Annotated in this window: 25 protein-coding genes; 3 read left to right on the plus strand and 22 right to left on the minus strand. The window is 68.2% G+C overall.

The genetic code is table 11. The features are described 5' to 3' along the window. Window position 1: 1 nt before the first annotated feature. From AC1U7O_RS17015 to AC1U7O_RS17025, 3 genes are all read right to left on the minus strand, one after another. Complete coding sequence (locus AC1U7O_RS17015; RefSeq protein WP_479896091.1) at window positions 2–1,171, minus strand: RAMP superfamily CRISPR-associated protein; 1,170 nt, start codon at window positions 1,169–1,171, stop codon at window positions 2–4. A gap of 140 nt (window positions 1,172–1,311) precedes the next feature. Continuing rightward, window positions 1,312–1,533: a type II toxin-antitoxin system HicB family antitoxin gene (locus tag AC1U7O_RS17020; protein ID WP_479896092.1), complete on the minus strand. Its 222-nt coding sequence runs from the start codon at window positions 1,531–1,533 to the stop codon at window positions 1,312–1,314. After that, entirely contained in the window at window positions 1,530–1,790 is a 261-nt protein-coding gene (locus AC1U7O_RS17025; protein WP_479896093.1) for a type II toxin-antitoxin system HicA family toxin, read from the minus strand. Before AC1U7O_RS17025 ends, AC1U7O_RS17020 begins: the two co-directional genes overlap by 4 nt. Before the next feature lie 356 nt (window positions 1,791–2,146). On the opposite strand from AC1U7O_RS17025, the gene AC1U7O_RS17030 reads away from it, so the two are divergent. After that, window positions 2,147–2,368, plus strand: coding sequence for a type II toxin-antitoxin system HicB family antitoxin (locus AC1U7O_RS17030; RefSeq protein WP_479896094.1), 222 nt, complete (start codon window positions 2,147–2,149; stop codon window positions 2,366–2,368). Beyond that, window positions 2,361–2,570 carry a type II toxin-antitoxin system HicA family toxin gene (locus tag AC1U7O_RS17035; RefSeq protein ID WP_479896095.1) on the plus strand — a complete coding sequence of 70 codons (210 nt, stop codon included), beginning with the start codon at window positions 2,361–2,363 and terminating at the stop codon, window positions 2,568–2,570. The genes AC1U7O_RS17030 and AC1U7O_RS17035 overlap by 8 nt, the downstream gene beginning before the upstream one ends. Here the strand turns inward: AC1U7O_RS17035 and AC1U7O_RS17040 are convergent. The 3 genes from AC1U7O_RS17040 to csm6 form a co-directional block, all read right to left on the minus strand. After that, window positions 2,492–2,737: a DUF6922 domain-containing protein gene (locus AC1U7O_RS17040; protein WP_479896096.1), complete on the minus strand. Its 246-nt coding sequence runs from the start codon at window positions 2,735–2,737 to the stop codon at window positions 2,492–2,494. The two genes, AC1U7O_RS17035 and AC1U7O_RS17040, sit on opposite strands and share 79 nt — an antisense overlap. A gap of 135 nt (window positions 2,738–2,872) precedes the next feature. Further along, window positions 2,873–3,949: a putative CRISPR-associated protein gene (locus AC1U7O_RS17045; protein ID WP_479896097.1), complete on the minus strand. Its 1,077-nt coding sequence runs from the start codon at window positions 3,947–3,949 to the stop codon at window positions 2,873–2,875. 92 nt (window positions 3,950–4,041) lie between these two features. After that, window positions 4,042–5,181 carry a CRISPR-associated ring nuclease Csm6 gene (gene csm6 / locus AC1U7O_RS17050; RefSeq protein ID WP_479896098.1) on the minus strand — a complete coding sequence of 380 codons (1,140 nt, stop codon included), beginning with the start codon at window positions 5,179–5,181 and terminating at the stop codon, window positions 4,042–4,044. A 774-nt stretch (window positions 5,182–5,955) separates the two neighbouring features. On the opposite strand from csm6, the gene AC1U7O_RS17055 reads away from it, so the two are divergent. After that, window positions 5,956–6,309, plus strand: coding sequence for a hypothetical protein (locus tag AC1U7O_RS17055; RefSeq protein WP_479896099.1), 354 nt, complete (start codon window positions 5,956–5,958; stop codon window positions 6,307–6,309). Window positions 6,310–6,325: 16 nt separating this feature from the next. Here the strand turns inward: AC1U7O_RS17055 and AC1U7O_RS17060 are convergent, their stop codons facing one another. The 16 genes from AC1U7O_RS17060 to AC1U7O_RS17135 all read right to left on the minus strand — a co-directional run bounded on the left by AC1U7O_RS17060 (window position 6,326) and on the right by AC1U7O_RS17135 (window position 22,662). Next, a complete protein-coding gene (locus tag AC1U7O_RS17060; RefSeq protein WP_479896100.1) occupies window positions 6,326–6,802 on the minus strand; it encodes a DUF4149 domain-containing protein in 477 nt (158 codons plus the stop codon). Window positions 6,803–7,253: 451 nt separating this feature from the next. Then, window positions 7,254–7,718, minus strand: a complete 465-nt coding sequence (locus AC1U7O_RS17065) for a CBS domain-containing protein (protein ID WP_479896101.1) — start codon at window positions 7,716–7,718, stop codon at window positions 7,254–7,256. After that, on the minus strand, window positions 7,715–9,064 hold the full coding sequence (locus AC1U7O_RS17070; protein ID WP_479896102.1) for an ArsB/NhaD family transporter: 1,350 nt from the start codon (window positions 9,062–9,064) through the stop codon (window positions 7,715–7,717). The genes AC1U7O_RS17065 and AC1U7O_RS17070 overlap by 4 nt, the downstream gene beginning before the upstream one ends. 468 nt (window positions 9,065–9,532) lie before the next feature. Beyond that, complete coding sequence (locus AC1U7O_RS17075; protein ID WP_479896103.1) at window positions 9,533–10,051, minus strand: NADH-quinone oxidoreductase subunit B family protein; 519 nt, start codon at window positions 10,049–10,051, stop codon at window positions 9,533–9,535. A gap of 389 nt (window positions 10,052–10,440) precedes the next feature. Beyond that, a complete protein-coding gene (locus AC1U7O_RS17080) occupies window positions 10,441–12,033 on the minus strand; it encodes a hydrogenase large subunit (protein WP_479896104.1) in 1,593 nt (530 codons plus the stop codon). Between the two features lie 4 nt (window positions 12,034–12,037). Further along, window positions 12,038–13,573 carry a proton-conducting transporter transmembrane domain-containing protein gene (locus AC1U7O_RS17085; protein WP_479896223.1) on the minus strand — a complete coding sequence of 512 codons (1,536 nt, stop codon included), beginning with the start codon at window positions 13,571–13,573 and terminating at the stop codon, window positions 12,038–12,040. Window positions 13,574–13,578: 5 nt separating this feature from the next. Beyond that, entirely contained in the window at window positions 13,579–15,057 is a 1,479-nt protein-coding gene (locus AC1U7O_RS17090; protein WP_479896105.1) for a proton-conducting transporter transmembrane domain-containing protein, read from the minus strand. A 6-nt stretch (window positions 15,058–15,063) separates the two neighbouring features. Then, on the minus strand, window positions 15,064–15,732 hold the full coding sequence (locus tag AC1U7O_RS17095) for a hydrogenase (protein WP_479896106.1): 669 nt from the start codon (window positions 15,730–15,732) through the stop codon (window positions 15,064–15,066). 1 nt (window position 15,733) lies between these two features. Beyond that, window positions 15,734–16,690, minus strand: coding sequence for a respiratory chain complex I subunit 1 family protein (locus AC1U7O_RS17100; RefSeq protein WP_479896107.1), 957 nt, complete (start codon window positions 16,688–16,690; stop codon window positions 15,734–15,736). Window positions 16,691–16,893: 203 nt separating this feature from the next. Further along, the gene (hyfB, locus tag AC1U7O_RS17105; protein ID WP_479896108.1) at window positions 16,894–18,921 is read right to left on the minus strand and encodes a hydrogenase 4 subunit B; all 2,028 of its coding nucleotides are present in this window, start codon (window positions 18,919–18,921) and stop codon (window positions 16,894–16,896) included. Window positions 18,922–19,132: 211 nt separating this feature from the next. Then, entirely contained in the window at window positions 19,133–19,711 is a 579-nt protein-coding gene (locus tag AC1U7O_RS17110; protein ID WP_479896109.1) for a carbon monoxide dehydrogenase beta subunit family protein, read from the minus strand. 35 nt (window positions 19,712–19,746) lie between these two features. Continuing rightward, window positions 19,747–21,141: a hypothetical protein gene (locus AC1U7O_RS17115; RefSeq protein WP_479896110.1), complete on the minus strand. Its 1,395-nt coding sequence runs from the start codon at window positions 21,139–21,141 to the stop codon at window positions 19,747–19,749. Further along, a complete protein-coding gene (locus AC1U7O_RS17120) occupies window positions 21,105–21,425 on the minus strand; it encodes a hypothetical protein (protein ID WP_479896111.1) in 321 nt (106 codons plus the stop codon). Before AC1U7O_RS17120 ends, AC1U7O_RS17115 begins: the two co-directional genes overlap by 37 nt. A 29-nt stretch (window positions 21,426–21,454) precedes the next feature. Continuing rightward, window positions 21,455–22,141 (minus strand): carbon monoxide dehydrogenase beta subunit family protein, encoded by a 687-nt coding sequence (locus AC1U7O_RS17125; RefSeq protein ID WP_479896112.1) that lies wholly within the window; start codon window positions 22,139–22,141, stop codon window positions 21,455–21,457. Next, complete coding sequence (locus AC1U7O_RS17130; protein WP_479896113.1) at window positions 22,138–22,383, minus strand: hypothetical protein; 246 nt, start codon at window positions 22,381–22,383, stop codon at window positions 22,138–22,140. Before AC1U7O_RS17130 ends, AC1U7O_RS17125 begins: the two co-directional genes overlap by 4 nt. Beyond that, window positions 22,384–22,662 (minus strand): hypothetical protein, encoded by a 279-nt coding sequence (locus AC1U7O_RS17135; RefSeq protein WP_479896114.1) that lies wholly within the window; start codon window positions 22,660–22,662, stop codon window positions 22,384–22,386. It abuts the gene before it with no gap. Window positions 22,663–22,858: the final 196 nt, after the last annotated feature.

The following is a 22,858-nucleotide window of genomic DNA, read 5'->3' on the forward strand; positions in this document are numbered from 1 at the left end:
CCTACTCCGAGATTCGTGTCAGCATAACCATGTCGAGTTGCGGCTTCAGTCTCAGCCGTCTGGCTTCATCCTCGACACTGCTATAGCTTCGGCCATTCGCGGGTTTGCAGAGCTCATCGAGCAAGCAATGCACCGTTTGCCACGTGCGCTCGATTGCGGCACGGGCCGGATTAAATTCTCTCGGTGGCAGACAGGGCATGTGAAAGATCACCCCGACCAGCTTCCCATCCTCGGTCTGTCGCATTTTGAACCGCAGGCTGTTCGGAAGACGGGCGTTCCGATCAAAAGCCCGCGTCGTGTGTCGGGTAATGGGATAAGCGAGCCAGTGCCGTTCCAATGATTGTTGGTGTGGAGGAGCGACTTTCGGGAACACAAACTGCGTCCGCAGCCCGATTTTGATGACCGCGAGGTCGCGCATGAGGGACTTCCAGTCGTCATAAATCTTGGCCGTCTGCCAGATCAGCGGGCCGTTTTTATCCTTGCCGATGGCATGCGGCCAGTCGCGATCGAGGCAGTCCTTCCACTCACGCAGGGGAACTTGTCCATCGAGCTGTGGTGTCTCATTGATTGGAGTTAATGTGAACGAGCCCCAGCCGTTCCTGCTCCGCCCGCCCAGCGTGCCGTAGCGATCCATGAGCCAGAGGGCGCGCTGGATGCGGCGCCTTTGGTTGTTGTCGTCCAGAATCTTTTGAACCTCACCACTCGGATGCTGCATCGGCCAGGCGAGGGAGAGCGTGGCGCCCTCGCCAACATTCACGACGGTCTTGACCTTCTCATTTAGTCTTGTGCCGCTTCGGCCATCGAGGGGACCGTAGCCCAGATAGGCATGGGGACCAACTTTGTAACCGGTTCGTTCCACTTCGGGATGCGCGACCGTGGATTGTTCCAGACCATTCCAGCTCGTCAACTTGCCAGGCTCCCACCGATCCAACCGCAGCCGCACGAGGCTCTTGCGAAAGTCGTTCTCCAGCCACGCATTGCCGAACAGCAATCCCTCCTCGCGCCGCATTGCATCCACATCCACAGCGAATCTGTTATCAGCGGCATAGACCACTCGCCACCACTGGCGCAACAGCGCTTTGATCGGCGGCGTGCGCCACCGGCCGCTCTGCTCGGCGTCGCCGAGAAAGGCTGGCGTGAGGAAGGTGAGGCTGTAAGTTGATGTCTTCATGGTGCGTATTCCTTGGGAATCAGGCTCGCACTGTACGTATCCCGGGTCGCCCTGTCCAGCGCGGCAACGTTGCCGGCCACGTCCCTTGCAGAGGATGTCGAATGACGGATTGCCCTCCCTTTCCAGATCGCGAGTCCTAGCTACCGGATGGCCTGGTAGATTGCCGGGCGGTAGCGGGGTGCGGGGATCGGCTTGCCTGACGCACGCGCTGTCTCCAGCCACGCAGCCTTAGCCTGCTCGACTTGAGCCAACGCTTCTTCCGGCGTACGGCCGAAGGCCGAACAGGATTCGAGGTCAGGGATATCCGCAATATACCCGCCGTCCTCTTCGCTAAAAAAAATGTTGATGTGGTAGTCGCTCACGGTCTGTCCTCCTCAAGCCGGAGATTGTATCGCTCCACCAGCCGCAGGAACTGCTTGATCTGATACGGCTTCGCCTCGCCCTCTACCTCCTGGAGATTCACCAGTTCCGCGAGTTCTGGATGGACAAAGATGTGATGGCTGCCGCTGACACGCTTGAGTTCGAATCCAAAGCCTTCAACTAACTTCCGCATGTCGCCAAATGCCACATTATGCAACGCACCTTCAGCGAGTCGCCGGAGGAGCTTCTTGCGATTCATTTTCCTCGATCCGCTGACAAGGCTACTGTTCCCCACCGGCCGTGCTGCTCGGCATCGCCGAGGAACGCGGGGGTGAGGAAGGTGAGGCTGTAGGTTGATGCCTTCATGGTACGTATTCCTCGGGAATCAGGTTGGCACTGTACTGATCTCGGTTCGGCTTGTCCAGCGCGGCAACGTTGCCGGGGCTGCCCATTTGGATTGCGGATGGCGCATTGCCAACGGTTAGCTGGTATCGTACGGCCTGGTCGATCCCCGATCGGTCGCCGAACACCGGCGATGCTCCTGTTGCGCAAGCCTTGCAAGTCGGCTCCAATTAGCTTACGGTACAGCCACGCCGTCACCAGGAGGGTCGTGCAGTGCACAAGGTCAGCGTGATTATCGAACATGACGAGCATGGGTATTTTGCGTACTGCCCTGAGCTGAAGGGGTGTCATACCCAAGGGCAGACCCTTGAAGAGGTCCTCGCCAACATTCGCGAGGCCACCGCGTTATATCTGGAAACCCTCTCGGCTGAAGAACGGTCCGCTCTGTTGAGCCGCGAGGTGTTGACGACGACGGTCGAGGTCTCGAGTGCCTAAACTGCCCCGGCTGACTGCGCCGGAGGCTGAATCCTTGTTGCATCAGGCCGGTTTTGCGCTCGTGCGCAGCAAGGGAAGCCATCGCATCTACGTCAAGGGGCAAGAGCGGTTCGTCCTGCCGTTTCACGCTGGGAAGACCCTCCATCCGAAGTTGGTGAAGCAACTGCTGGACGCGATCGAGGGCCGCGCAGGTGCTTCTTGAGGGAGTTTCCGTCGGACTAGCGCAAGGAGCCACCGGAAGCTTTTCTGTGTCGTCTTCTCCATCAGCCGCTCGGCGATAAACCGTTCGTGCTCGACGGGATCCAACCGGTCGAAGTCCGTATCCCAGAAATACGGCCTCAGGAACTCTGGCAATCGCGCCGCGCTCATGCTGGCCTCTCCGGTTCCAGCAACGCCCCGAGGTCCAGCGCGGGAATCTCCGGCCACTGTCCGCCGATGGCGCCGCGGATCGCGCCGTACATGCCGTCGGTGCTCGTGACCAGCCGCTCGCTCTGTGTTTGTTGTTCACCGGAGTCGCTCTGCCAGATCCGCCGCCGCGGCCTGGGCCTTGGTCGGATTATTCTCAGAGAGGAACACGTATGCCTTCGTCGTCCCCTCGTGCGCCGCATAGGTGGCGATCACCCGGTCACCATGCGCAGAATCCGGCTCCACGGTCGAGCGCCCCGGCAGGCGCGGGTTGTAGTAGAAGGTCTGGATCCGAGTGACGTAGGGCACAGCACGAACGCGCTCGACCCATTCGGCCAAGCCACGGTGCTTGCCGGGGTTGTCGTCTTCGAAGCTCACTTTCTTGTCGGCCGGCGCCATTCCCGACGGTTTGGGCAACAGCGCCTGCGATTGGGCGCGGAATCGGTCGCGAAATCCTTCGTGATAAAGCGTGCCCAGCGCGCTCAAGGTGGCCAGGCCCTGGCTGATGTCTACGAGGACCTTGAGACGGTCCGGCAGCGTCTTGAGGCGCGCATCGTCGGCCCGCAGGAATTCTCCGCCGTCCCCCTCATCGAGGACTTCGAGGATGTGGCGATAGGCGAACCAGTCGGTCAGATCGAAGGAGATCGGCAGCGGCGGCAGTTCGATGGCTTGAGGAAACGTCTCGAACTGGTAGTACACCGGCACCTGGAAGACTTGGCCGATGAGCCCAGCGAAGGAAATCTGCGCCTTGTAGCCGCCGGTGGCGTTGATGGCCCATTGCTCCCCCTGGGGCAGGGCCCGATAGTAGACAGCGATCTCCCGGACAAGGTTCTTGAGCCCTTGAGCGAAGGCCTTGGGATCGTTGCCCTGAAGCTTGCGCACGGTGCGGGATTCGGCAACAAAGCCTTGTACCTGGACGACATCGGCGAGCACCTGCCCGACGAACGCCCCCTCGCGCGTGTCCGAGACCAGAAACACGAGGCGATCGCCAGAATTGATCACGCCCTGCTCGCGCAGCGAGTGGATCGAGGTCAGCTCGGCCCCCGCCCGGCGATCAGTGGGGGACATGGACTGGAGAGCCGCGACCAGCCGTGCCCGGTGGTCGTCGTTGTAGGAGGTGCCCAGATCTTTCCAATGTGCAAGCAGCGAGGTCCCGACGGTGTTGATCATGAGCATGGTACCCTCCGGTGCCGGTGCGTGCTCCGTGTCCTACCGCACACCGTGGCCTTTGTCGAGCAGAGAAACATTGCCGGCAACGTTGCCGATGCTCAGCCTCTGTCCGCTGAGGTGCCTTCGTTGATCATGATTTTGGTTTTATCAAGCGCGAGGCCGTAGACCGTCTCGCCCTTCGGGCCGCCCGAACGGACCCGATAGGGGTTCTCGCTACCGGACAAGTGGGTGGCAACGTCCAACGCCCTATTGAGCTTGCTGACCAGCGAGCGGAACTGCTCCGGCGCATCCTCCGGTCCTTTGACCATCGGAAGAAGAGTCCCGCTCCCGCGTTCTTCGAGTTGGGCCCGTGTCTCTGCCCAGGTTTCCTTCGTGAATGGCAGGAAACAGTCGATGCAGTCGCCGCAGGCCGGGAGATCAGGATGCACGCAGTGGTGCAGTTTGGTCCGCGCCAAGGCCCGGTAGAGGGTCATCTGCGCCGGGGTCAGCCTGACCTGCACCACCCCGATTCTTAGCGCCCGGTTGGCCATGACGACCACCGGATCGGGTTGCTGCCAGAGGCGGAGTTTTCGCTCGGCCAGCTCGACCAGGACCCCGAATTGGCTCCCCTGACGGAGTTGCTCCGGCAGCAGGAGTCCGCGCAGCCGAACGTACGGCAACTCAGCCAGCTCGACCTGCGCGTGGCGGGTATTCAACCGGCGCCCGTCGGGAGCCTGAAGCACCGTCGGTTCTTTCGGCGGAAAGTAAAAGGCGGCCAGCGATTCGAACTCCGGCGTCACAAGGACATGGTAGAGGCGATCCTCCGGTCGCCCGTACAGTTGCAGCGCCGCCGCGAGCAAGACTCCCATGGTCTTCCGGCCACCGGCCACAGAACAGTGAAGCCGCGTGTGGACCCGCTCGGTCTGCCGACGGAGGAACTCAGCCAATTGGTCGGCGATCGCTCGACTGTCCCGTTCGGAACGGACATCGTCCAGCGGGCGCCCGTCAGCCCCCTTGAGTACGATGACCTGCGCGGGACCGCACCGCGGTCCCGGACGTGGGCGGTATTCGCGCACGTACCGCGCCACGGCGCCCGACGGCGCCAGCAGGGCTTCGCGGCATTTCCGGCGTCCGCGTTCGGTCGTGAGGATCCAGACTTCGGCGGGGTGAATCGGCGGGGTGCGGTGATGCAGCGCCCAGAGGGTTTCGGTGACGACTTGAGGGGTGAGCCCGCAGAGGGCCACCAGCACGTCCCGCATGCCGACCTCCGGCTTTCGGTCGCGACAGCATGCGGGAGGCTCGCACTCATGTCAAGAACCTAGTGTTGCGTCCCACAGGTTTGTTGCATCGTCATGCCGGCGGAAGTTTACCCCGGACCTGTTCAATCCGGGACCGGCATCCAGGATCTTGCAACGTCGCTGGATTCCGGCTCGCGGCCGCCCGGCGGCCTTGGCCGGAATGACAAAAGGAATTTACGGGACACTACACTCGCTCGATGGAGGGCGTCCGCCGGATGGGGCGGCGCGCCGCCGGTCGCCGACCGAGTTGCCGAACGGAGTCGGGTGAGAAGGCCGGGAAGCGAAGGCGGGCGGTCAGGCGGTGATGCCGCCGCGGACGATGGACCAGGCCAAGAGCGCAATCAGCGTCGTCGTCATGATCAGCATGGGGCACCTCCTGTTCCGGTGAAGCCCTGCTCGTCGGCAGGCGAGGCTGCCTGGAGAGTACGCAAGGGCGGTGCCAGGATGGCCTCTCCGATTGAGTCGGCGTAACGCATCGTTTTTGCAGGCCATTGCACCTCACTCCCCTGCCGGCGGCTCGATCCACCTGCTCGATCGCTTCCCGCTCCCGCCGTCTGATTCCCACGACAGCGTGGCGCGTTCGACACAGCGGGCCGGACGACGGCGCTTCCCGTTCTCACTACGCATCAACCGGCCCTTCGCCGCCACCGCTGGCCCCGCGCAGGGGTTCCGCGTATACTGCCGTCCGCTGGCGCCCGGCGGACGGGCGGGGGCTCCTCAGGGGTGAGGTCGGCGATGGGATGGCGCGAGGCGATCGTGGTCGTGGGGCTGCTGGCGGCCGGCTGCACGAGCCAGCCGCAACCGGGCGTGTCCGCTCCCTACCAGACCTGGGATGACGTGGTGAACCGCTGGATCGGCAAGAACAAGGCGGACCTCTATTACGAGATCGGCCCGCCGAACCTCCATCCGAAGGAGGCCGGCGACGGGATGGTCGAGATGGTCTGGGACTTCTCGATCGACCGCATGCCCGGCCAGGCCGACGAGTTCAACCTGCTGCCGCTGTACGGGTCCACCTCGAACTGCCGGCTGGTCTTCTTCGCGGACGCGGACGGGGTGATCCGCTCGGGCCGCCGGATCGGCTGCGACTGAACGGGCCGCCGCGCGCTCAGCTCCGGGCGAGCGCGACGGCGAGCAGGAGCACCACAAGCGCCAGCCCCAGGCCCAGGCGGGCGATCCAGGGCGCGACGCGCAGCAGCCCCTCCAGGAGCGGGGAGCCGCCCGGGTCCGCGCCGCGCATCCGCGCGGCGGCCCTGGGCCCCAGCCAGAAATCGTGGGCCGCGGTCAGCCCGATCAGGAGCGCGACGAGCAGCAGCTTCCCCGTCAGCACGCCGGGCCAGCCGGCCGGATTCCCCAGGTCCACGCCCCGCAGGATCAGCAACAGCGGCCCCGTCGTCACCAGCACCGACACCGCCGTCCAGACGACCAACCGAAACCGCAGGCCGAGGGCCCGGAAGAGCGGCCCGCGCTGGGCGGCGAAGGGTTCCTGCTTGAGCAGGGGGACGAGGACGAGCGTCAGGAACAGCATCCCGCCGATCCAGGCGAAGGCCGCGAGCAGGTGGAGCCAGGTCAGGAGGATGAACATCGGAAGGCTTGTCGGGAGGCGGCGGGGGCTTCGGCCGCCGCTACGCCGTCGTAGTCGGCGGCCGCCGGCCGATCATCGATCCCACGTTGAGGCGGGGGCTCCGGTCAGCACACGCGCCGGCACCGCGTCCGCTATCCACGCCTCCGCCTGTCGTTGGAGGTAGGCTGCGGTGAAGGGGCCTGCCGGTTCGGCAGGCCGGCCTGTCTTGGAAGCCGGTCCTCGCGGCCCTTCCCCCCACCACAGCTCCTTATCGCTAGCAATCGCCACGCCAGGGAGCGGCCGCCCAGGCCGCCACACAACATACTGATTTCGTGCGAGGTTTTCGCCACCTCGCGAAACTCCTACTCCAAAGGGACGGGGCGGTCCTCCCCATCGGCGGGAGCGGCCCTGGGGCAAAGCGCACCGCGGGCGTGCAAAAGCGCTCGCGAGAAGCCGCCGCCCGCCCTCCGTGTCATGCTCCTGCTCCTCCCTCGGCCACGCCCTTGACCAGGTCCCAGGGCGCAATCAGCCCGACGAGCCGGTCCCCCTCCTCCACGACGGGCAGGACGAAGCTGGTCTTGGCCCGATGCAGCATCAGCGCCCCGCATTCGAGGAGGGGAGTCTCGGGCCCGACGGTCGGCGGATCGGGATCGAGGACGGCGGAGACCGGCTGAGCGCGGAGCGCCGAGAGCCGGCGGCGCACCTCGGCAAGGTCCGGCGCGAAGCCCACGTGCCGGAGCTCGCCCGACGCGACGTAGGGGGGCAGCGCGCGCTGCAGGATCGTCACCGCCGAGACGGTGCCGAGCAAACGCCCCGTCCCGTCCACGACGGGAAAGGCCTGGAGCCCGGTCTCGGCGAACCGCCGGAGCGCTTCGCCGACCGGGCAGTCCGGCGCCAGCGTCCGCACGGCGGTCGTCATCACGTCCCTGGCCGTCATAGATACCTCCACCAGACGTAGAGCGCGCCGATCGCGACCTGCAGGAGCATGAGCGGAAAGGCGACCTTCAAGAAGGGCAGGAACCGGAACGGCACGCCGCTCCGCTCCGCGAGGCCGGCCACGACCAGGTTCGCCGACGCGCCGATGAGCGTCCCGTTCCCGCCCAGGCAGGCTCCCAGCGCGAGCGCCCACCAGATGCCGTCGAGCCCCTCGCCGGTCACGCCGGCCCGCTCGAAGGCCGGCCGCATCTGCTCGATCATGGGGATCATCGTCGCCACGAAGGGGATGTTGTCCACGACCGCCGAGAGCAGCGCCGACACCCAGAGGATGGCCATCGTCGTGGCCGCGAAGTCGCCGGCCGTGAGCGAGAGCGTCCACTCCGCGAGCCGCGCCAGCAGGCCCGCGCGCTCGACCCCGGCCACGATCACGAACAGGCCGCAGAAGAAAAAGATCGTGATCCACTCGACCTGGGCGAAACCGTCGTGGACCCGGCGGGCCGCCTCCTCCCGATCCAGCCCGACCGTGACCAGCAGAAGCAGGAGCGCGGCGCCGCCGAGCGCGATCGTGGCAGGCTGCAGCCCCAGGGGGTGAGCCAGGACGAACCCGAGGATGACCAAGCCGAAGACGATGAGGCACTTTCGGAGCAGCACGGCGTCCCGGATCGCCTCGTACTCGTCGAAGGCCAGGAGCCGCTCCCGCGCCTCCGCCGTCCCCCCGAGGTGTCTTCCGAAGACGAGCCGCAGCGGGATGAGGGTCGCGGCGAACACCACCAGGCAGACGGGCGTGAGGTGGAGGAGGAACTGATTGAAGGTCAGGCCGGTCGCCGAGCCGATCATGATGTTGGGCGGATCGCCGATGAGCGTCGCCGTGCCGCCCGTGTTGGAGGCGTTGATCTCCGCGAACAGCAGGGGGTAGGGCCTGAGCTTGAGCTCGTCCGCGATCAAGAGCGTGACCGGCGCCACGAGCAGGACCGTCGTCACGTTGTCGAGGAGGGCGGACAGGACGGCCGTGACGATCGAGAGCATGACGAGGATCCCCCAGGGGTCGCCCTCGGCCGTCTTGGCCGCCCGGATCGCGAGGAACTGGAAGACGCCGGTCCGCTGCGCCACGCCCACGAGGACCATCATGCCGGTGAGCAGGCCGATGGTGTTGAAGTCGATCCCCCGGACCGCCTCCTCCTGGTCCAGCACGCCCAGGCCGACGACGAGCGCCGCGCCAAGCAGCGCGACCACGGCCCGGTTGAACCGGTCGGCGATGATGATCGCGTAGGTGAGGAGAAAGATCCCGGTCGCCAGCGCCGACGGCGGCAGGCCGAAGAGGGTCGCGTGGGAGGTTGCCTGATCCATCCGCGGAGTCGTCGGCCCGGTCGGCCGGTCGCGGGATTATGCGCGGGGGGCGCGGCGCAGTCAATGCGCCGTCACATAGGGGGGCAGCAGGAGGCGCGGGAGGGGCGATCCCTCCCGCGCCGTCCCACAGCAGCGCACCGTTTGAGGAGGAACAGGCGGCCCGGGCCGGCGCTCAAAAGAGCTTGAGCAACAGCCACCCCACCAGCACGAGGAAGAGGACCTCCAGGACCACCATAGTGGTCCGGGAAGCGAGCAAGATACGTTCCCGTGACACGCTTCCCGCGATTCCTACAGATGACTCTCACCATTCCAAAGCAATTCAATCGGTTGCGACGGCTATAGCGGCCGGCCGGCTCCCTTCCCCGGTGCAGCGCCTCCCCAATCCCTCGCAACGAGTGCGGATTCGCTCACCGCGACCTGTGCGAATGTGCAAGGATGGGAAGAACTGGCCGGCGCTGGGGCGGGGAGTCACCCCCGCCGTTGGCCGGGGTCGGCCCGCAGGACCGCCAGCGCCTTAAGTATCTCCCCCGGACGCGGCGGGCAGCCGGGAATGCGGACGTCCACCGGAACGTGCCGATCGACGGGGCCGGTGACGGCATAGCTCCCCTTGAACATGCCGCAGTGGATGGCGCAATCTCCGAGCGCGATCACCAGCTTGGGGTCCGGCGTCTGGCGATAGACGTCCTTGAGCGCCCGCTCCATGTTGGCGGTCACCGGACCGGTCACGACCAGCGCGTCCGCGTGTCGCGGGGACGCCGCGACGTGCAGGCCGACCCGCTCCGCGTCGTAGACCGGGTTCATCAGGGCGTTCATCTCCATCTCGCAGGCGTTGCAGGAGCCGGTGTCCACCTCGCGGATGGCGAGGGACCGCCGGAAGGGCCGCGCCTTCTTACTGACCTCCGGCTCGGGCTCCGCCGTCGTCTCCGCGGGCGGATGCCGCCCCGTCACGACGCCGGTCTTGAGGCTCTTCTTGATGATGCGGAACATCTCGCCTCCTTTGGCTCTCGGCTTCCGGCTTCGTCATCCCGGCGAACGGTTGACCCCGATCGTCATTCCGCTCCTCCGTCCTTCCTCCCCCTCCGTCTTTCCGGCCCCACCCTTCGTCATTCCGGCGAAAGGTCGTCACCCCGGACATTTTTAATCCGGGGCCGGAATCCAGACTCGGAACTGGACCCCGGCATTCGCCGGGGTGACGGCACTGGACCCCGGCATCCGCCGGGGTGACGGCACTGGGCCCCGGCATCCGCCGGGGTGACGGCACTGGGCCCTGGCATCCGCCGGGGTGACGGAACTGGGCCCTGGCGTCCGCCAAGGTGACGCCCCCTTGCCGGGAGATGGCCTTTCCGGCGGTTGCGCGGCGACGGCCCCTTGGCCACTCACAGGTCGTTCCCCGCGTACGACAGGTTGAAGCTCTTGTTGATGAGGGGAAAGTCCGGGACGATGTTGCCCAGGACTGCCCACTGGATCGCCGGCCAGTTGACGAAGGAAGGATCGCGTACCTTGCACCGGTGGATCCGCCCGTCCTCCCCGGCCATGACCATGTAGAGGATCTCGCCGCGCCAGCCCTCGACGCCGGAGAGGGCCCAGTCGCCGGCTGCCGGGTCGCGGGTCGCCTCCGCCACAACCGGGCCGTCGGGAATCCGCGCCCGGATTTCCCGGATCAGACGCGCGGACTCGTGGATCTCGTCCATACGGACCCGCAGGCGGGCCCGCACGTCGCCGTAGCGGTAGCAGGCGACCGTGACCGGCAGCTCGTCGTAGGCGGCGAAGGGGCGGTCCCGGCGGAGGTCCCGGTCGATCCCCGAGGCCCGGCCGACCACCCCCATGACGCCGTGGTCCCAGGCGGTCCGCTCCTTAAGGACGCCGGTGGTCTCCAGCCGGTCGGTCAGCGAGGCATTGGCGAAGATGATGGCCTCCAGCTCGGCGAAGTCCCGCTCGATCGCGTCGAGCTCCGTCACGATCTCGGCCAGGCGGTCGGCCGGCAGATCGAGCGCGACGCCGCCCGGCCGGATGACGCCGCGCAGGAAGCGCGAGCCGCTCAGCCGGTCGTTGAGCTGCATGATCCGCTCCTTCATCCGGCTGGCGTGGGCGTGGGCCAGGGCATAGGCCGTGTCGTTGCAGACGGCGCCGACGTCCCCCAGGTGGTTGTGCAGCCGCTCCAACTCGAGGAAGAGACAGCGCAGGAACCGCGCCCGCCGCGGGACCTCGATCCCCAGCAGGGTCTCCACGGCCTGGCAGTAGGCCAAGCCGTGGCCGACGGTCGTGTCGCCGGAGACCCGCTCCGCGAGCGGCGCGCCGTCGGCCGGCCGCAACCGCTCGAACAATTTCTCCACGCCGCGGTGCTTCCAGAAATGCCGCAGCTCCAGTTGCATGATGGGCTCGCCGGCGACCGAGAAGCGGAAATGGCCCGGCTCGATGATGCCGGCGTGGATCGGGCCGACCGGCACCTCGAAGACGCCCTCGCCCTCGATCGCGTGGAAGGCATACCGGCCTTCCCGCCGCCCCAGGACGCGGTCCCAGGGAAAGGACTTCCGCAGCGGATGGGTCCCCTTGGGCCAGTGTTCGTGGCGCACGAGCCGGCGCAGGTCGGGGTGCCCCTGGGCGATGAGGCCGAACTGGTCGCGGATCTCCCGCTCGTACCACTGGGCGGCGTGGATGTGCGGGGTGATGGACGGAAACAGCCGGTCCTCCCCCTCCAGGCTCGTCGAGAGCACCAGCCAGTCCTTGCGCGCGGCGAGCGTGAACAGATAGCAGACCTCGTACCGCGCCGCCCGCGGCCGATGGTCCACGGCCCAGAGCAGCGACAGCGTGCCGCGGAGCGCCGGGTGCGTGTGGACATAGTGGGCGACCACCGCCAGGCCATCCTTGGCGAGCCGCACCAGGGGCACGCCGTGGACCACCGCCGTGTCCACGATGGCGGAGCCGAAGGCGCCCCGCAGCCGCTCCACCGCCGTCAGGTCTTCGGTCATCGCGTCACCTCACGGCCAGCACGGTCGCGGCGCGGTGCAACAGGGTGCGGAGCGGATCGGGGAGCGCCAGGCCGAACCCGACCAGCGCCAGGGCGGTCACGACCATCGGCACATGCCCCAGGTCCCATCGCTCCCCGCGCGCGACCCCGTCCGGCGGCGTGCCCCAGACCATGGCCCCGAGCCGGACGACCACGCCGCCGAACAGCACGACCGCGAAGACCAGCACCACCGCCGTCACGAGCAGGCTGCGCAGCTCGTCGGACAGGACGACCGTGAGGAACTGTCCCATGCGCAGGGAGTCCGAGGCGAAGGTCTGGGTCGCCAGCGCCGAGACCACGAGCGTCTCGCTGACGAACAGCGAGAAGGGCGGCAGGCCCACCAGCGCCAGCCCGGCGACCAGGACCGCCGCGGCGGTCAGCGGCTGCGCGCGGGCCACGCCCCGCACCTCGCCGATCTCCCGCGTGTCGAACCGGCGGTGGATGTTCCCGGCGGCGAAGAAGGCGAGCGACTTGGCGAGCGCGTGGTTGAGCAGGTGGAAGAGCCCGCCGAAGACCCCCGCGCCCCCGGCGCCGAACCCCGCCATCGCCAGCCCCATGTGCTCGATGCTCGACCAGGCGAACAGGCGCTTGTAGTCCCGCTGGACCAGGACGAAGAGCGCCGCGACGCAGAAGGACGCCAGCCCGAACAGCAGGAGCAGGTTGCCCGTGAACCCCGCCGGCAGGGCCCGGTCCATCACGGTCCTGCACCGCAGCACCGCGTAGACCGCCACGGTCTCCAGCACGCCGGCGAGCATGGCCGTCACCGGAGCCGGCGCCTCGCCGTAGGCCTCCGGCAGCCAGGCGTGCAGGGGCACCAGCCCGACCTTCGTCCCGTAGCCGACGAGGATGAAGATAAAGGCCACCTTGAGCACGTGCGGGTCCAGCCGGTCGGCCACGGCGAGGAGCTGCGTTACGTCGAGCGCCGCGCCGGCGTCCCCCGGCACCCGCAGCGACGAGGAGTAGGTCAGCACCGTGCCGAACAGGGCCAGCGCGATGCCGACCGAGCAGAGGATGAGGTACTTCCAGCCGGCCTCCAGGCCCTCGCGCCGGCGGAAGAAGGCGATCAGGAACGTCGTGGCCAGGGTGGTCCCCTCGATCGCCACCCAGAGCACGCCCAGGCTGTTGGCCAGGACCGCGGCGATCATCGCGAACAGGAAGAGATGGAACAGGCAGAAGAACCGGCGGAGGCGCCGCGGCGCGACGACCCCGCGCGCCACGTAGTCGTCCAGGTACGACCAGGTGTAGAGGGAGCAGGAGAGCCCGATCGCGGCGATGATGAACAGGATGAACGTCGAGAGCGCGTCCACGTACACGAGGTTCCACCAGGCCGGGAAGGCCCCGCGCGCCAGCACTTCCCCGATCAACGAGGTTTCGGCGACGACCAGGGCGGCCATCGCGGCCAGGTTCAGCCCGTGCAGAAGCCGCGCGCTGGACAGGACGAGGCTCAACAGGCCCGCCGCCAGGGGCGTGACCAGCAGGACCGCGACGGAGATCACGGGCATGGCCGTCACGGCGTCGCCCCCGCCCCGAAGATCCGCTCGACGGCCGACAGCAGCGCGCCGAGCTCCGACGGCACCTGCAGGCCCACGAAGGCCAGCAGCGCCACGTTCAGCCAGATGGCCGCGGAGGCGAAGGCCCTGCAGCGGTTCCCGACCGCCCGCCCGGGCGCCAGCGGCTCCCCCAGCACCATCCGGAGCACCTGGTAGAGGAGGGTCGCGAAGGCCAGCCCCAGCAGCGCCAGGAGAGCGTAGACCGCCCCCGGCCTGCTCACCGCGGCGCCGCCCAGGATCAGCACCTCGCTGGCGAAGAGCCCGAAGGGCGGCAGGCCGGCGAGCGCCAAGCCGGCGGCCAGGATCGTCGCGCCCGCGAGCGGCATCTGGCGCAGGAGCCCCGGCACGCCGTCCAGCCGCTTGTGCTCGTGCCGCAGCAGCACCAGTCCCGTCCCGTAGAAGACGGCGGACTTCGCCAGGGCATGGTGCAGGAGATGCCAGGCGCCGGCGAAGACGCCCGCCCCCCCGACGCCGAAACCGACCAGGGCGATGCCGATGTGCTCGATGCTGGAGTAGGCGAACAGCCGCTTGTAATCCCGCTGGACGAGCAGGAAAACCGCCGCGACGGCCACCGAGCCCAGGCCCAGCCCGACCAGCAGGGCCCCGCTGAACTCCCCGCCGACCGTCCGGTCCGCCACCGCCTTGAACCGCAGGATGGCGTAGACCGCCACGGTCAGCATGTTCGCCGACAGCATCGCGCTCACCGGGGTCGGCGCCTCGGCGTGGGCGTCGGGCAGCCAGGTGTGCAGCGGCGCCAGGCCGGCTTTCGTGCCGTAGCCGACCAAGACGAAGACGAAGGCCAGCTTGATCGCGGCCGGGTCGAGGCGGTCGGCGACCCCGTGCAGCGCCGACCACCGGAGGGCCTCGCTGGTCACGCCGAGGACGTGCTCCGAGGCGTAGTAGAGCAGGATCGTCCCGAACAGCGCCAGGGCGATCCCCACGGAGCTGAGGATGACGTACTTCCAGCCGGCCTCGAGCGCCGCCTTGCTGCGATCGAACCCGATGAGCAGGGCGGCCGCGAGCGTCGAGCCCTCGATGGCGATCCACATGATGGCCAGGCTGTCCACGAACAGCGCCAGCAGCATCGCCGCCAGGTACCAGTCGAAGAGGAAGAAAAACCGCCCGAACTTCCGGGCCGAGAGGTGTCCGCGGTCCAGCTCCTCGCCCAGGTAGCCCACGGCAAAGAGGGTCCCGCTCGCCCCCACCAGCCCCACGATCAGCCCCACCCAGGCGCTCAGGCCGTCCGCCCGCAGGCCGGGCTCGACCGCCGTCGGACCGCCCGTCGCCACCGCCTCCACCGTCAGCAGCGAGGCGGTGAGCATGACGCCGGCCTGGAGGCTCTGCAGCGCCTCCACCGTCCGCCGGTCCCGGGCGAGCAGCGACGCCGGTCCGGCGACGGCCGGCGCGCCGAGGAGCAGGAGAAGGGGCCAGGTCATCGCGGGCTACTCCTTGAGCGCCGTGAGCTTGGTCGTGTCCACACTGTCGAAGGCGTCCTGAATCCGATGGGTGTAGATGCCGATGATCAGGCCCGCGACCAGCACGTCGAAGAAGACGCCGAGCTCCACGATGAGCGGCATGCCGTAGGCGGCCGCCGTCGCGCCGAGAAAGAGGCCGTTCTCCATCACCAGGAACCCGACCACCTGGGTCACCGCCTTCTTGCGGGCGATCATCGTGAAGAACCCGATCAGCACGATGGCCAGCGCGATCGCCAGCGAGTCGCGCGTGAGCAGAAAGCCGAGCGGAATGATGGGCTGGGTGATGGAGAAGGCCAGGATCACCAGGCCGCCGCAGATCAGGAGCCCCGCCGGGATGTTGATCTGCATCTGCAGCTCCCGCGTCACATTCAGCCGCTCGATCACCTTCTTGAGGATCCGCGGGAGCACGACGACCTTGATCGCGACCGTCAGGGCGGCCGCCACGTAGATGTGGTGGATGCCCGTCAGGAACGCGACCAGCGCGGCCGTGGCGGCGAGGAAGGCCGACTGCAGCGCGAAGAGGTCCACGCAGGCCGACAGGCGCCGCTGCGCGACGATGGCGAAGCACGTCAGCAGCAGGAGGGCCGAGCAGAGGTCCACCAGTTGCGAGCCGATCTGGGGAGGCAGCGCCGGCACATCAGCCCCGCAGGATGTAGAAGAACACCAGCGCCAGCAGCGCCAGGATAAAGGCCACGCCCAGGAGGTCGGTGACCCGGAACAGGCGCAGCTTGGCGAACATCGACTCGACCACCCCGATCACGACCGCCAGGCCCGCGACCTTGACCGCGTAGGCCGCCAGCCCCAGGGCCACCGCCCCCGGCGCGAGGCTGGTGGCGATGCCCCAGGGCGCGAAGACGTTGGCCAGCAGCGTCAGGAACACCAGCAGCTTGACGGCCGACGCCCACTCGACCAGCGCCAGGTAGCGTCCGGAGTATTCGAGCGCCATCGCCTCGTGGATCATCGTGAGCTCGAGGTGCGTGGCGGGGTTGTCCACGGGGACGCGGCCGGTCTCGGCGAGCGTCACCAGGAACAGCGCCGCCAGGGCCATCAGGTGCGGGGAGGGATCGGTGACGATGCCCTCCATCAGCGCCGTCTTGTGCACGATCGTGCTCAGGTTGGTGGAGCCGGCGGTCAGCGCAATGGCGAAGATGGACAACATCATCGCCGGCTCCGTGAGCGAGGCGACGATCGCCTCGCGGCTGCTCCCCATCCCGCCGAAGGCGGAGCCGGTGTCCAGCCCGGCCAGGATGAGAAAAAAGGTGCCCAGCGCCATGAGGTAGACCAGCGCGATGATGTTGCCCGCGAAGCTCAGCGGCGTCCGCGAGACGAACACGGGCACGAGCAGCCCCGCGGCGAGCGTGGAGGCGAACAGGATGTAGGGCGTCGCCGTGAAGATCCACGAGGCGGTGGTCGAGACGACCGGCTCCTTGCGGAAGAGCTTCGCCAGGTCGGCGTAGGGCTGCAGCAGGCCGGCGCCGCGACGGCACTGGAGCCGGGCCTTGACCTTGCGGATCAGGCCGACGACCAGCGGCGACGCCAGGAGCAGGACCGCCGCCTGCGCGAGCACCACGGCAACCGCTTGCCACACGATCACGGTCACGCCTTCCCCCGATCATGACGCGTGAGACGTAAGACGTGAGACGTGAAGGGTAATGAACGGCTCGCGGCCCTCCGCTTCACCCCGCCCCCCTCGCCTTCCGCGTTTCCCGTGTCACCTCTCCCGTTTCCCCCTTCACCTCCCACCGTTCGCCTGTCCCTTTCCCCTCTCACCGTTCACGTTTCACCCCTCGCGCGCTGTCACACCGCCACCAGCAACAGGACGATCAGCGCCACGAAGATGTACGCCAGGTAGAGATGCAGACTTCCCGCCTGGATGACCCGCAGACGGTCGGCCGCGACCGAGAAGAACAGGACCACCGGGTCGTAGAGGTACTTCTGAAACAGCGGCTCGATGTGGAACTCGAAGCGCCGGCGCTTGGCGAAGTACTTCGACTCCTCCAGGAATTCGGTCTCCAGCTTCACGGTCGGCCGGTAGATCGTGCCGAACACCCGCTTGATCGGCTGCACGAAGCCGGTCGCGGTGTATTCCATCCGGGGGGACAGGTTGATCCCGCAGCCCCAGGTCTTGTAGCGCCGCACCATAAGCGCCCCTCCGAAGATCCGGGCCAGCAGCAGGCCGAGCCCCGCGAGGGCGACCAGCATCGCCGCCAGCGCCGGCGGCGAGATGCTCGAGAACTCCGCGCCGGCCGGCGCGAGCGCCCAGCCTTCGAGCGAGAGGATGCGCCCGTCCACCGTCGAACCGGTGTAGGGCGCGACCACTCGCTCCAGCAGCGGCACGACGGCCATCGGGGCCAGGCCCAGGACCACGCAGGCGGCCGCCAGCAGCCCCATCCCCGCGCGCATCGAGACCGGGACCTCCCGGGCGCGGCGCGCGTGGGGGCTGCGCGGGAGGGCCAGGAACGAGAGGCCGAAGGCCTTCGCGAAACAGGCCAGCGCGAGCACGCCCGTCAGCGCCAACGTCGCGGCCGCGAGCGGCAGGATCAGCTTCAGCAGCACGACCGGCAGGTGGAAGCTCAGGAAGAGGCTCTGGAACACCAGCCACTCGCTCACGAAGCCGTTGCTCGGCGGCAGCGCCGCGATCGAGACCGCCCCGACCAGGAAGAAGGCCCCTGTCCAGGGCATGCGGCGCAGCAGGCCGCCGTACTCCTCCATATTTCTCGTGTGCACGGCGTGCAGGAGCGCGCCCGCCCCCAGGAACAGCAGGGCCTTGAAGACCGCGTGGTTGATCGTGTGGTAGAGCCCGGCGAGCAGGCCCAGCGCGGCGAGGTCCCGCAGGCCGTAGGTCTGGAAGATCATCCCGGCGCCGACGCCGAGCAGGATGATCCCGATGTTCTCCACGCTGTGAAAGGCCAGCAGGCTCTTGAGGTCGTGCTCCATCAGCGCGTACATCACGCCCAGCAGCGCCGACACCGCGCCGACCGCCAGGACGGCGAAGCCCCACCACCAGGGGAATTGGCCGCCCAGAAAATCGAAGTAGACCCGGATGAGGGCGTAGATCGCCGTCTTGATCATGACCCCCGACATGACCGCCGAGACGTGCGAGGGCGCCGCCGGGTGGGCATAGGGCAGCCAGACGTGCAGGGGAACGATGCCGGCCTTGGCCCCGAACCCGACGAGGGCGAACAGGAAGGCGAGCGTACGCAGCCCCTGGGGCAGCCCGGTGCCCCCCGCCCGGAAGGCGTCGAACGAGAAGGATGCCGCGTCCTGGAAGAAGACCAGGAACGTCAGAAGGATGAACGCGGTCCCCACGTGGGCCATGATCAGGTAGAACAGGCCGGCGTACCGGACGTCGGCCTTCTCGTGCTCCGTCACGACCAGAAAATAGGAGACGAGGGACATCAGCTCCCAGACGATCAGGAAGAAGAATCCGTTGTCGGCGACGACCACCAGGGTCATGGCCAGGAGGAAGGCGTTGTACAGCGCCCCCATCAGCCCGATGGGCGCCCGGCCGTAGAAGTCGGCGACGTACCCGAGCGCGTAGATCGAGGCGGCCAGCCCGACGAGCGAGATCGTGAGCACGAAGAAGGCCGCCAGCGGGTCGATCCGCACGGCGAAGGCGAGGTACGGCAGGGTCGAGGGCAGCGAGGCCGTGAACGGCGCGTCGGCCAGCAGCCCCGCCAGCCCCAGGACGACTCCCCACAGGCCCCCCGCGGCGGCGAGCCCGTGGGCGAGGAGGTTCTGCGCCCGCGGCCGCCCCGCCAGACAAGGAGGCAGCAGGATGCCGCCGGCGTAGCAGGCCAGCCCCCCCACCAGAGCGATCGTCATCGGCACCGCCCTGTCACCCGCACGAGCACCGCCACGGTCCGGACGGTTCCCGGCGCCATCGAGCCCGGCGCACCGTCCCCCGATCGTACGGTTCGACCGGGCCCGCCACGCGCTTCGGCGCGCCGACCGCGGACCCTGTCGAGGGGCTCAGCACGACCGCCGTGCTCCCATTCCTGGTGACGGGCGCGGCGCCCGATGAGGTCGGTGGCGCTCACGAGGGGCGCGAGCGCTTCTGCCGGTGCACCGCATCCACGATCCGCTGGATCGTGTCGGCGGTCAGGTCCCGGATGGTCAGGTGCGCCTCGTCGTCCCCGCTGAAGGTGCAGAGGGCGATCGTGAAGCAGTCCGTCCCGCCGCGGATGATCTTGAGGGCGATATTGGACTGGTGGCAGTGCACGCCGACGAAGAGGCAGACATCGATCCTGTTCTTCCAGATGGTCAGGTTCGGATGGTTCGGGTTGATTTCCCGCTCCGGGACAATCTTGGGATATTTCGGACGGTAATCCGCCATCGGGATCACCCGTGCCGGCACCGCGTCCGCCAGGGCCTTGACGACCTTCGCCTCGCGGGAAGCCTGCTCGGACCAGGCCCAGAGCACCAGCGGACCGGGGAAGATCGTCGGGTGCCGGGCGTGCACCAATCGGCGGGCCGCTTCCTCGATCGCCTCCTGCTCGGGAACCACCCGGCCCAGGACCAACCCCTCCCCCTTGGAGGGCCCGACGACTCCCCGCATTGCCATCGCCAGCGGGAGATAGCCCTCCGCCCCCACGGTCATGTCACGGGATTGCATGCTCGATGCTCCTTTCCTCGGATGAACATTGACGATTACGTGCCCAACCCTTCGAGCAGAAAAATATCCTTCGGCGAGAGGGCCCGACCCGGCTCGGGCATGATCGTGGTCGGCCGGAGATGGGATCGGGACCGGACCAGCGCCGTGTAGCTGCCGCGACGGTTCGGCTCCACGACCACGACGCGGCCCACCGTCGCGGCGAAAGCCTCCAGCTCCCCGAGAGGCAAGGGCCTCAAGACCTTCGGGTAGAGGGCGGCCACGCGCAGGCCGAAGCTCCTGCAGAGGCTCACCGCATCCCTGACGACCCCCTGGGCGCTGCCCCAGGACAGGAACCCGACGTCGGCCGGGCAGTCGCCTTCCCGCTCGGCCTTGAGCCCCTCCACGGTCGTCGCCGCCGCGGCGCGCGGCCGGCCGGCCTCCGCCAGGAATCGCTCCACGACATCCAGGGGCACACCCTGGTGGCGACCGGTGAGCCACTCGTCCGCTACGACCCAGGGGGGCGGCGCCGCAGGATGCACGAACCCGCTCGCCGTCCGGAGTAGATCGGCCAGGTCGGCGAGGTCGGCCGCCACCACGAGCGCCGGCGTGCCGTGCGCCTCCACGGCGGCGATGGCCGCCGGGTCGGCGCACCCCAGGCAGAGGGTCACGCCCTCGAGGTCCGAGCAGCCGCCGGCGCCGGCAAGCCGTCGGCCGGCGGCGAGGTGTCCCGCCAGCCAGTCATCGGGCGACCGGCGAAGGCGCTCGGCGCAGGCCTTCCCGCAGCCGCACTCCCCCCCGGCGAGCCCGAGCTCAACCGCCTGGGAGAGGCCGAGCAGGACCGACGGCGTGTCGGCCGCCGGCTCGGGCAGGACATTGACGTCCCGCTTGACCAGGTGCTCCGCCGCGAACCGATGGCCGGCCTCGAAATACCGCCGACGGAGCCCGCCGCCCAGCCGGTGGCGCACCGCGTCCCTCGGCACGCCGAGCAGGTGCGTCAGGACCCCGACGGCGATGTAGCCCTTCCCCTTTCCGCCCGGCCCGCACCCCCGTTCCAGGTCGGAGAAGGGCACGGGGTAGTGAATCACGCCCTCGGGGATCGCCGAAGGTCCGGCCTCCCCGGTGCCCTCCGCCTCGGCCAGGAGGACGGCGCCCCACTGCAACCCGAAGGGGTTGCCGACGGGCACCGGCCGCTCCAGGTAGGCCAGCAGGTCCGAGCCGCTGCCCGTCGAGCCGACCGGCCGGGAGGCCACGCGCATCCGCACCGAGGCCAGCGCCCCGTCCCCGCCCAGCTTCCCGGCCTGGCTCACCACCGAGAGCCCCCTGTCGGCCAAGACCTGCCCCAGGGCGGCCATCCCCTTGTCCAAGCCCGCAGTGCCGCGCCCGGCGATCTTCAGCACCAGGTCCGGCAATGGCTCTACTCGCCTGGGCAGCCAGGCGGTGAATGGGGCCATCGTCTCCCCCTGTCCTCTCGCCACTGATCGGGCGGGCGCTCCGCCTCCGAGGCGCCCGGCAGCCACTGCACCACGTATCCGCATAGAAACAGGCGGTCGTACACGGCCGAGAGGAAGGCCGCGCCGTCCATGGGCCCCAGACGCCGCCCGGTCCAATCCCGCACCCCCTCGTCGAAGAAGGCGGCTCGCAGACCGGCATGGTCCGTCGAGATGCGCCCCGTCCTGTCGTCGCATTGCATGACCGCCTTCCGTCCCCGGGGAAGCTGCACCACGATCATCGCCATGACGTCCTCCCGATCGCCGCGCCGACGCTCTACCCGATGGGGCGGACCCACTCGGCCCCGTGGTTTGCGCGGGATTGCACGCCCGTGAGCCGGACGGTCTTGCCGTCCGCCGGCATCGCGATGCCCAGTTCCCGGCGGACGCGCCGGAACACGTCGATCACGTGGTCCATTTTCCGAACGTCGAGGTCCTGGAGCGAGATCATCGCGTCCTCGTGGATGTCGTGGCAGAAGGCGATCGTCAGGCAGTTCGTGCCCATCCGCACCATCCGCAACGCCAGGTTCGCATAGTGGCAATGCACGCCGATGAAGAGCGCGACCTCGATCTTGTTCGCCCAGATGGTCAGGTTCGGATGGTTGGGGTTGATCGCCTCTTCCGGGTCGATCTTGGGATACTTCGGTCGGTAGTCCGGCATCGGGATGATCGTGATCCCCGGGATCTCGGCGGCGAGGCGCAACAGCGCCTGCCCCTTGGCGATCCACTCTTGATTCCAGGCCCAGAGGTAGAGCGGCCCCGGGAAGATGGTGGGATTCTTTCGGGTGAACAGTTGCCGCGCGGCCTCGGCGATGACCTCCTCCTCCGGCGCCTGGAGGCCGTAGAGCAGCCCCGCCCCCGAATCGGGAATCTCGACGCCGAGCTGCATGGCCGAGGGGACCATGAATCCCGCCGGCCCCACGTCAATGATGCGATCCGATGATGGCTGGCTCCTGCCCGTCACAGCTCCTCCTTTCGCTGGTCTCCCCGCCCGGCCGGTTGACGCTCTTCGGCGGCGCGCCGCCGGCAGCGCGCCAGCCCCTCCCAGGCCTCGAGGTTGTTGGGGTCGTACACCAGGACCATCTTCCAACTCTGCAACGCGGCGGCGATCTCGCCGCGATCCTCCTGGATCGCCGCCAGCTTGGTGCGCGCCCTCGTGTCCGAGGGACAGAGCTTGAGGGCCTCCTTTAGGTGCGCCGCCTCCATCTACAGCTCGAACTCCAGCAGGTCCGACAGCTCCAGGCCACACCGACCGACATCCACCCACTCAGGGTCCAGCCCCAGAAGACACAACCGATCGAAGGCAGCTTCGAGGTACCGTTCCCCGTCGGCCGGCATGACGGGCCGATCCGACCAATCGCGCAGCTCGCCGATGACGGCGCGTGCGAGGGCGGTCGGCGGCGAGACGCGCACGACAGGATCGTGGTCCGGTAGCCACATCAGGAGCCGCCCCCTTCCCTCAAGCCGGACGCTGATGTACTGCATGGCCTCCTCGACAGGACCCCGCCGGGGACATGGCAAGCCCGATGCCATCGCACGCGCGCCGGTTCAGAAACCTGAAGCCATTGGGAACGCTGGAGAATTCCCGCTCAGACGCAGCGGTGCCCGTCGCACGCCGGCCGGCGATCGCGGCGGCGCGCAGAATTTGCAGGTCCGGGCGGCGCGCCGATCGTGACCGGCG

The organism is Candidatus Nitrospira neuquenensis (genome assembly GCF_979578155.1).

Excerpts from the sequence above, each read along its gene's own strand:
- AC1U7O_RS17025 (WP_479896093.1), bottom strand. The coding sequence starts at position 1,790 with ATGAATCGCAAGAAGCTCCTCCGGCGACTCGCTGAAGGTGCGTTGCAT.
- AC1U7O_RS17045 (WP_479896097.1), bottom strand. The coding sequence starts at position 3,949 with ATGCTCATGATCAACACCGTCGGGACCTCGCTGCTTGCACATTGGAAA.
- AC1U7O_RS17115 (WP_479896110.1), bottom strand. The coding sequence starts at position 21,141 with ATGGCCCCATTCACCGCCTGGCTGCCCAGGCGAGTAGAGCCATTGCCG.
- AC1U7O_RS17120 (WP_479896111.1), bottom strand. The coding sequence starts at position 21,425 with ATGGCGATGATCGTGGTGCAGCTTCCCCGGGGACGGAAGGCGGTCATG.
- AC1U7O_RS17085 (WP_479896223.1), bottom strand. The coding sequence starts at position 13,573 with ATGCCCGTGATCTCCGTCGCGGTCCTGCTGGTCACGCCCCTGGCGGCG.
- AC1U7O_RS17055 (WP_479896099.1), top strand. The coding sequence starts at position 5,956 with ATGGGATGGCGCGAGGCGATCGTGGTCGTGGGGCTGCTGGCGGCCGGC.
- AC1U7O_RS17135 (WP_479896114.1), bottom strand. The coding sequence starts at position 22,662 with ATGCAGTACATCAGCGTCCGGCTTGAGGGAAGGGGGCGGCTCCTGATG.
- AC1U7O_RS17070 (WP_479896102.1), bottom strand. The coding sequence starts at position 9,064 with ATGGATCAGGCAACCTCCCACGCGACCCTCTTCGGCCTGCCGCCGTCG.
- AC1U7O_RS17060 (WP_479896100.1), bottom strand. The coding sequence starts at position 6,802 with ATGTTCATCCTCCTGACCTGGCTCCACCTGCTCGCGGCCTTCGCCTGG.
- AC1U7O_RS17015 (WP_479896091.1), bottom strand. The coding sequence starts at position 1,171 with ATGAAGACATCAACTTACAGCCTCACCTTCCTCACGCCAGCCTTTCTC.
- AC1U7O_RS17040 (WP_479896096.1), bottom strand. The coding sequence starts at position 2,737 with ATGAGCGCGGCGCGATTGCCAGAGTTCCTGAGGCCGTATTTCTGGGAT.
- AC1U7O_RS17080 (WP_479896104.1), bottom strand. The coding sequence starts at position 12,033 with ATGACCGAAGACCTGACGGCGGTGGAGCGGCTGCGGGGCGCCTTCGGC.
- AC1U7O_RS17110 (WP_479896109.1), bottom strand. The coding sequence starts at position 19,711 with ATGCAATCCCGTGACATGACCGTGGGGGCGGAGGGCTATCTCCCGCTG.
- hyfB (WP_479896108.1), bottom strand. The coding sequence starts at position 18,921 with ATGACGATCGCTCTGGTGGGGGGGCTGGCCTGCTACGCCGGCGGCATC.
- AC1U7O_RS17090 (WP_479896105.1), bottom strand. The coding sequence starts at position 15,057 with ATGACCTGGCCCCTTCTCCTGCTCCTCGGCGCGCCGGCCGTCGCCGGA.
- csm6 (WP_479896098.1), bottom strand. The coding sequence starts at position 5,181 with ATGCGGGACGTGCTGGTGGCCCTCTGCGGGCTCACCCCTCAAGTCGTC.
- AC1U7O_RS17130 (WP_479896113.1), bottom strand. The coding sequence starts at position 22,383 with ATGGAGGCGGCGCACCTAAAGGAGGCCCTCAAGCTCTGTCCCTCGGAC.
- AC1U7O_RS17065 (WP_479896101.1), bottom strand. The coding sequence starts at position 7,718 with ATGACGGCCAGGGACGTGATGACGACCGCCGTGCGGACGCTGGCGCCG.
- AC1U7O_RS17075 (WP_479896103.1), bottom strand. The coding sequence starts at position 10,051 with ATGTTCCGCATCATCAAGAAGAGCCTCAAGACCGGCGTCGTGACGGGG.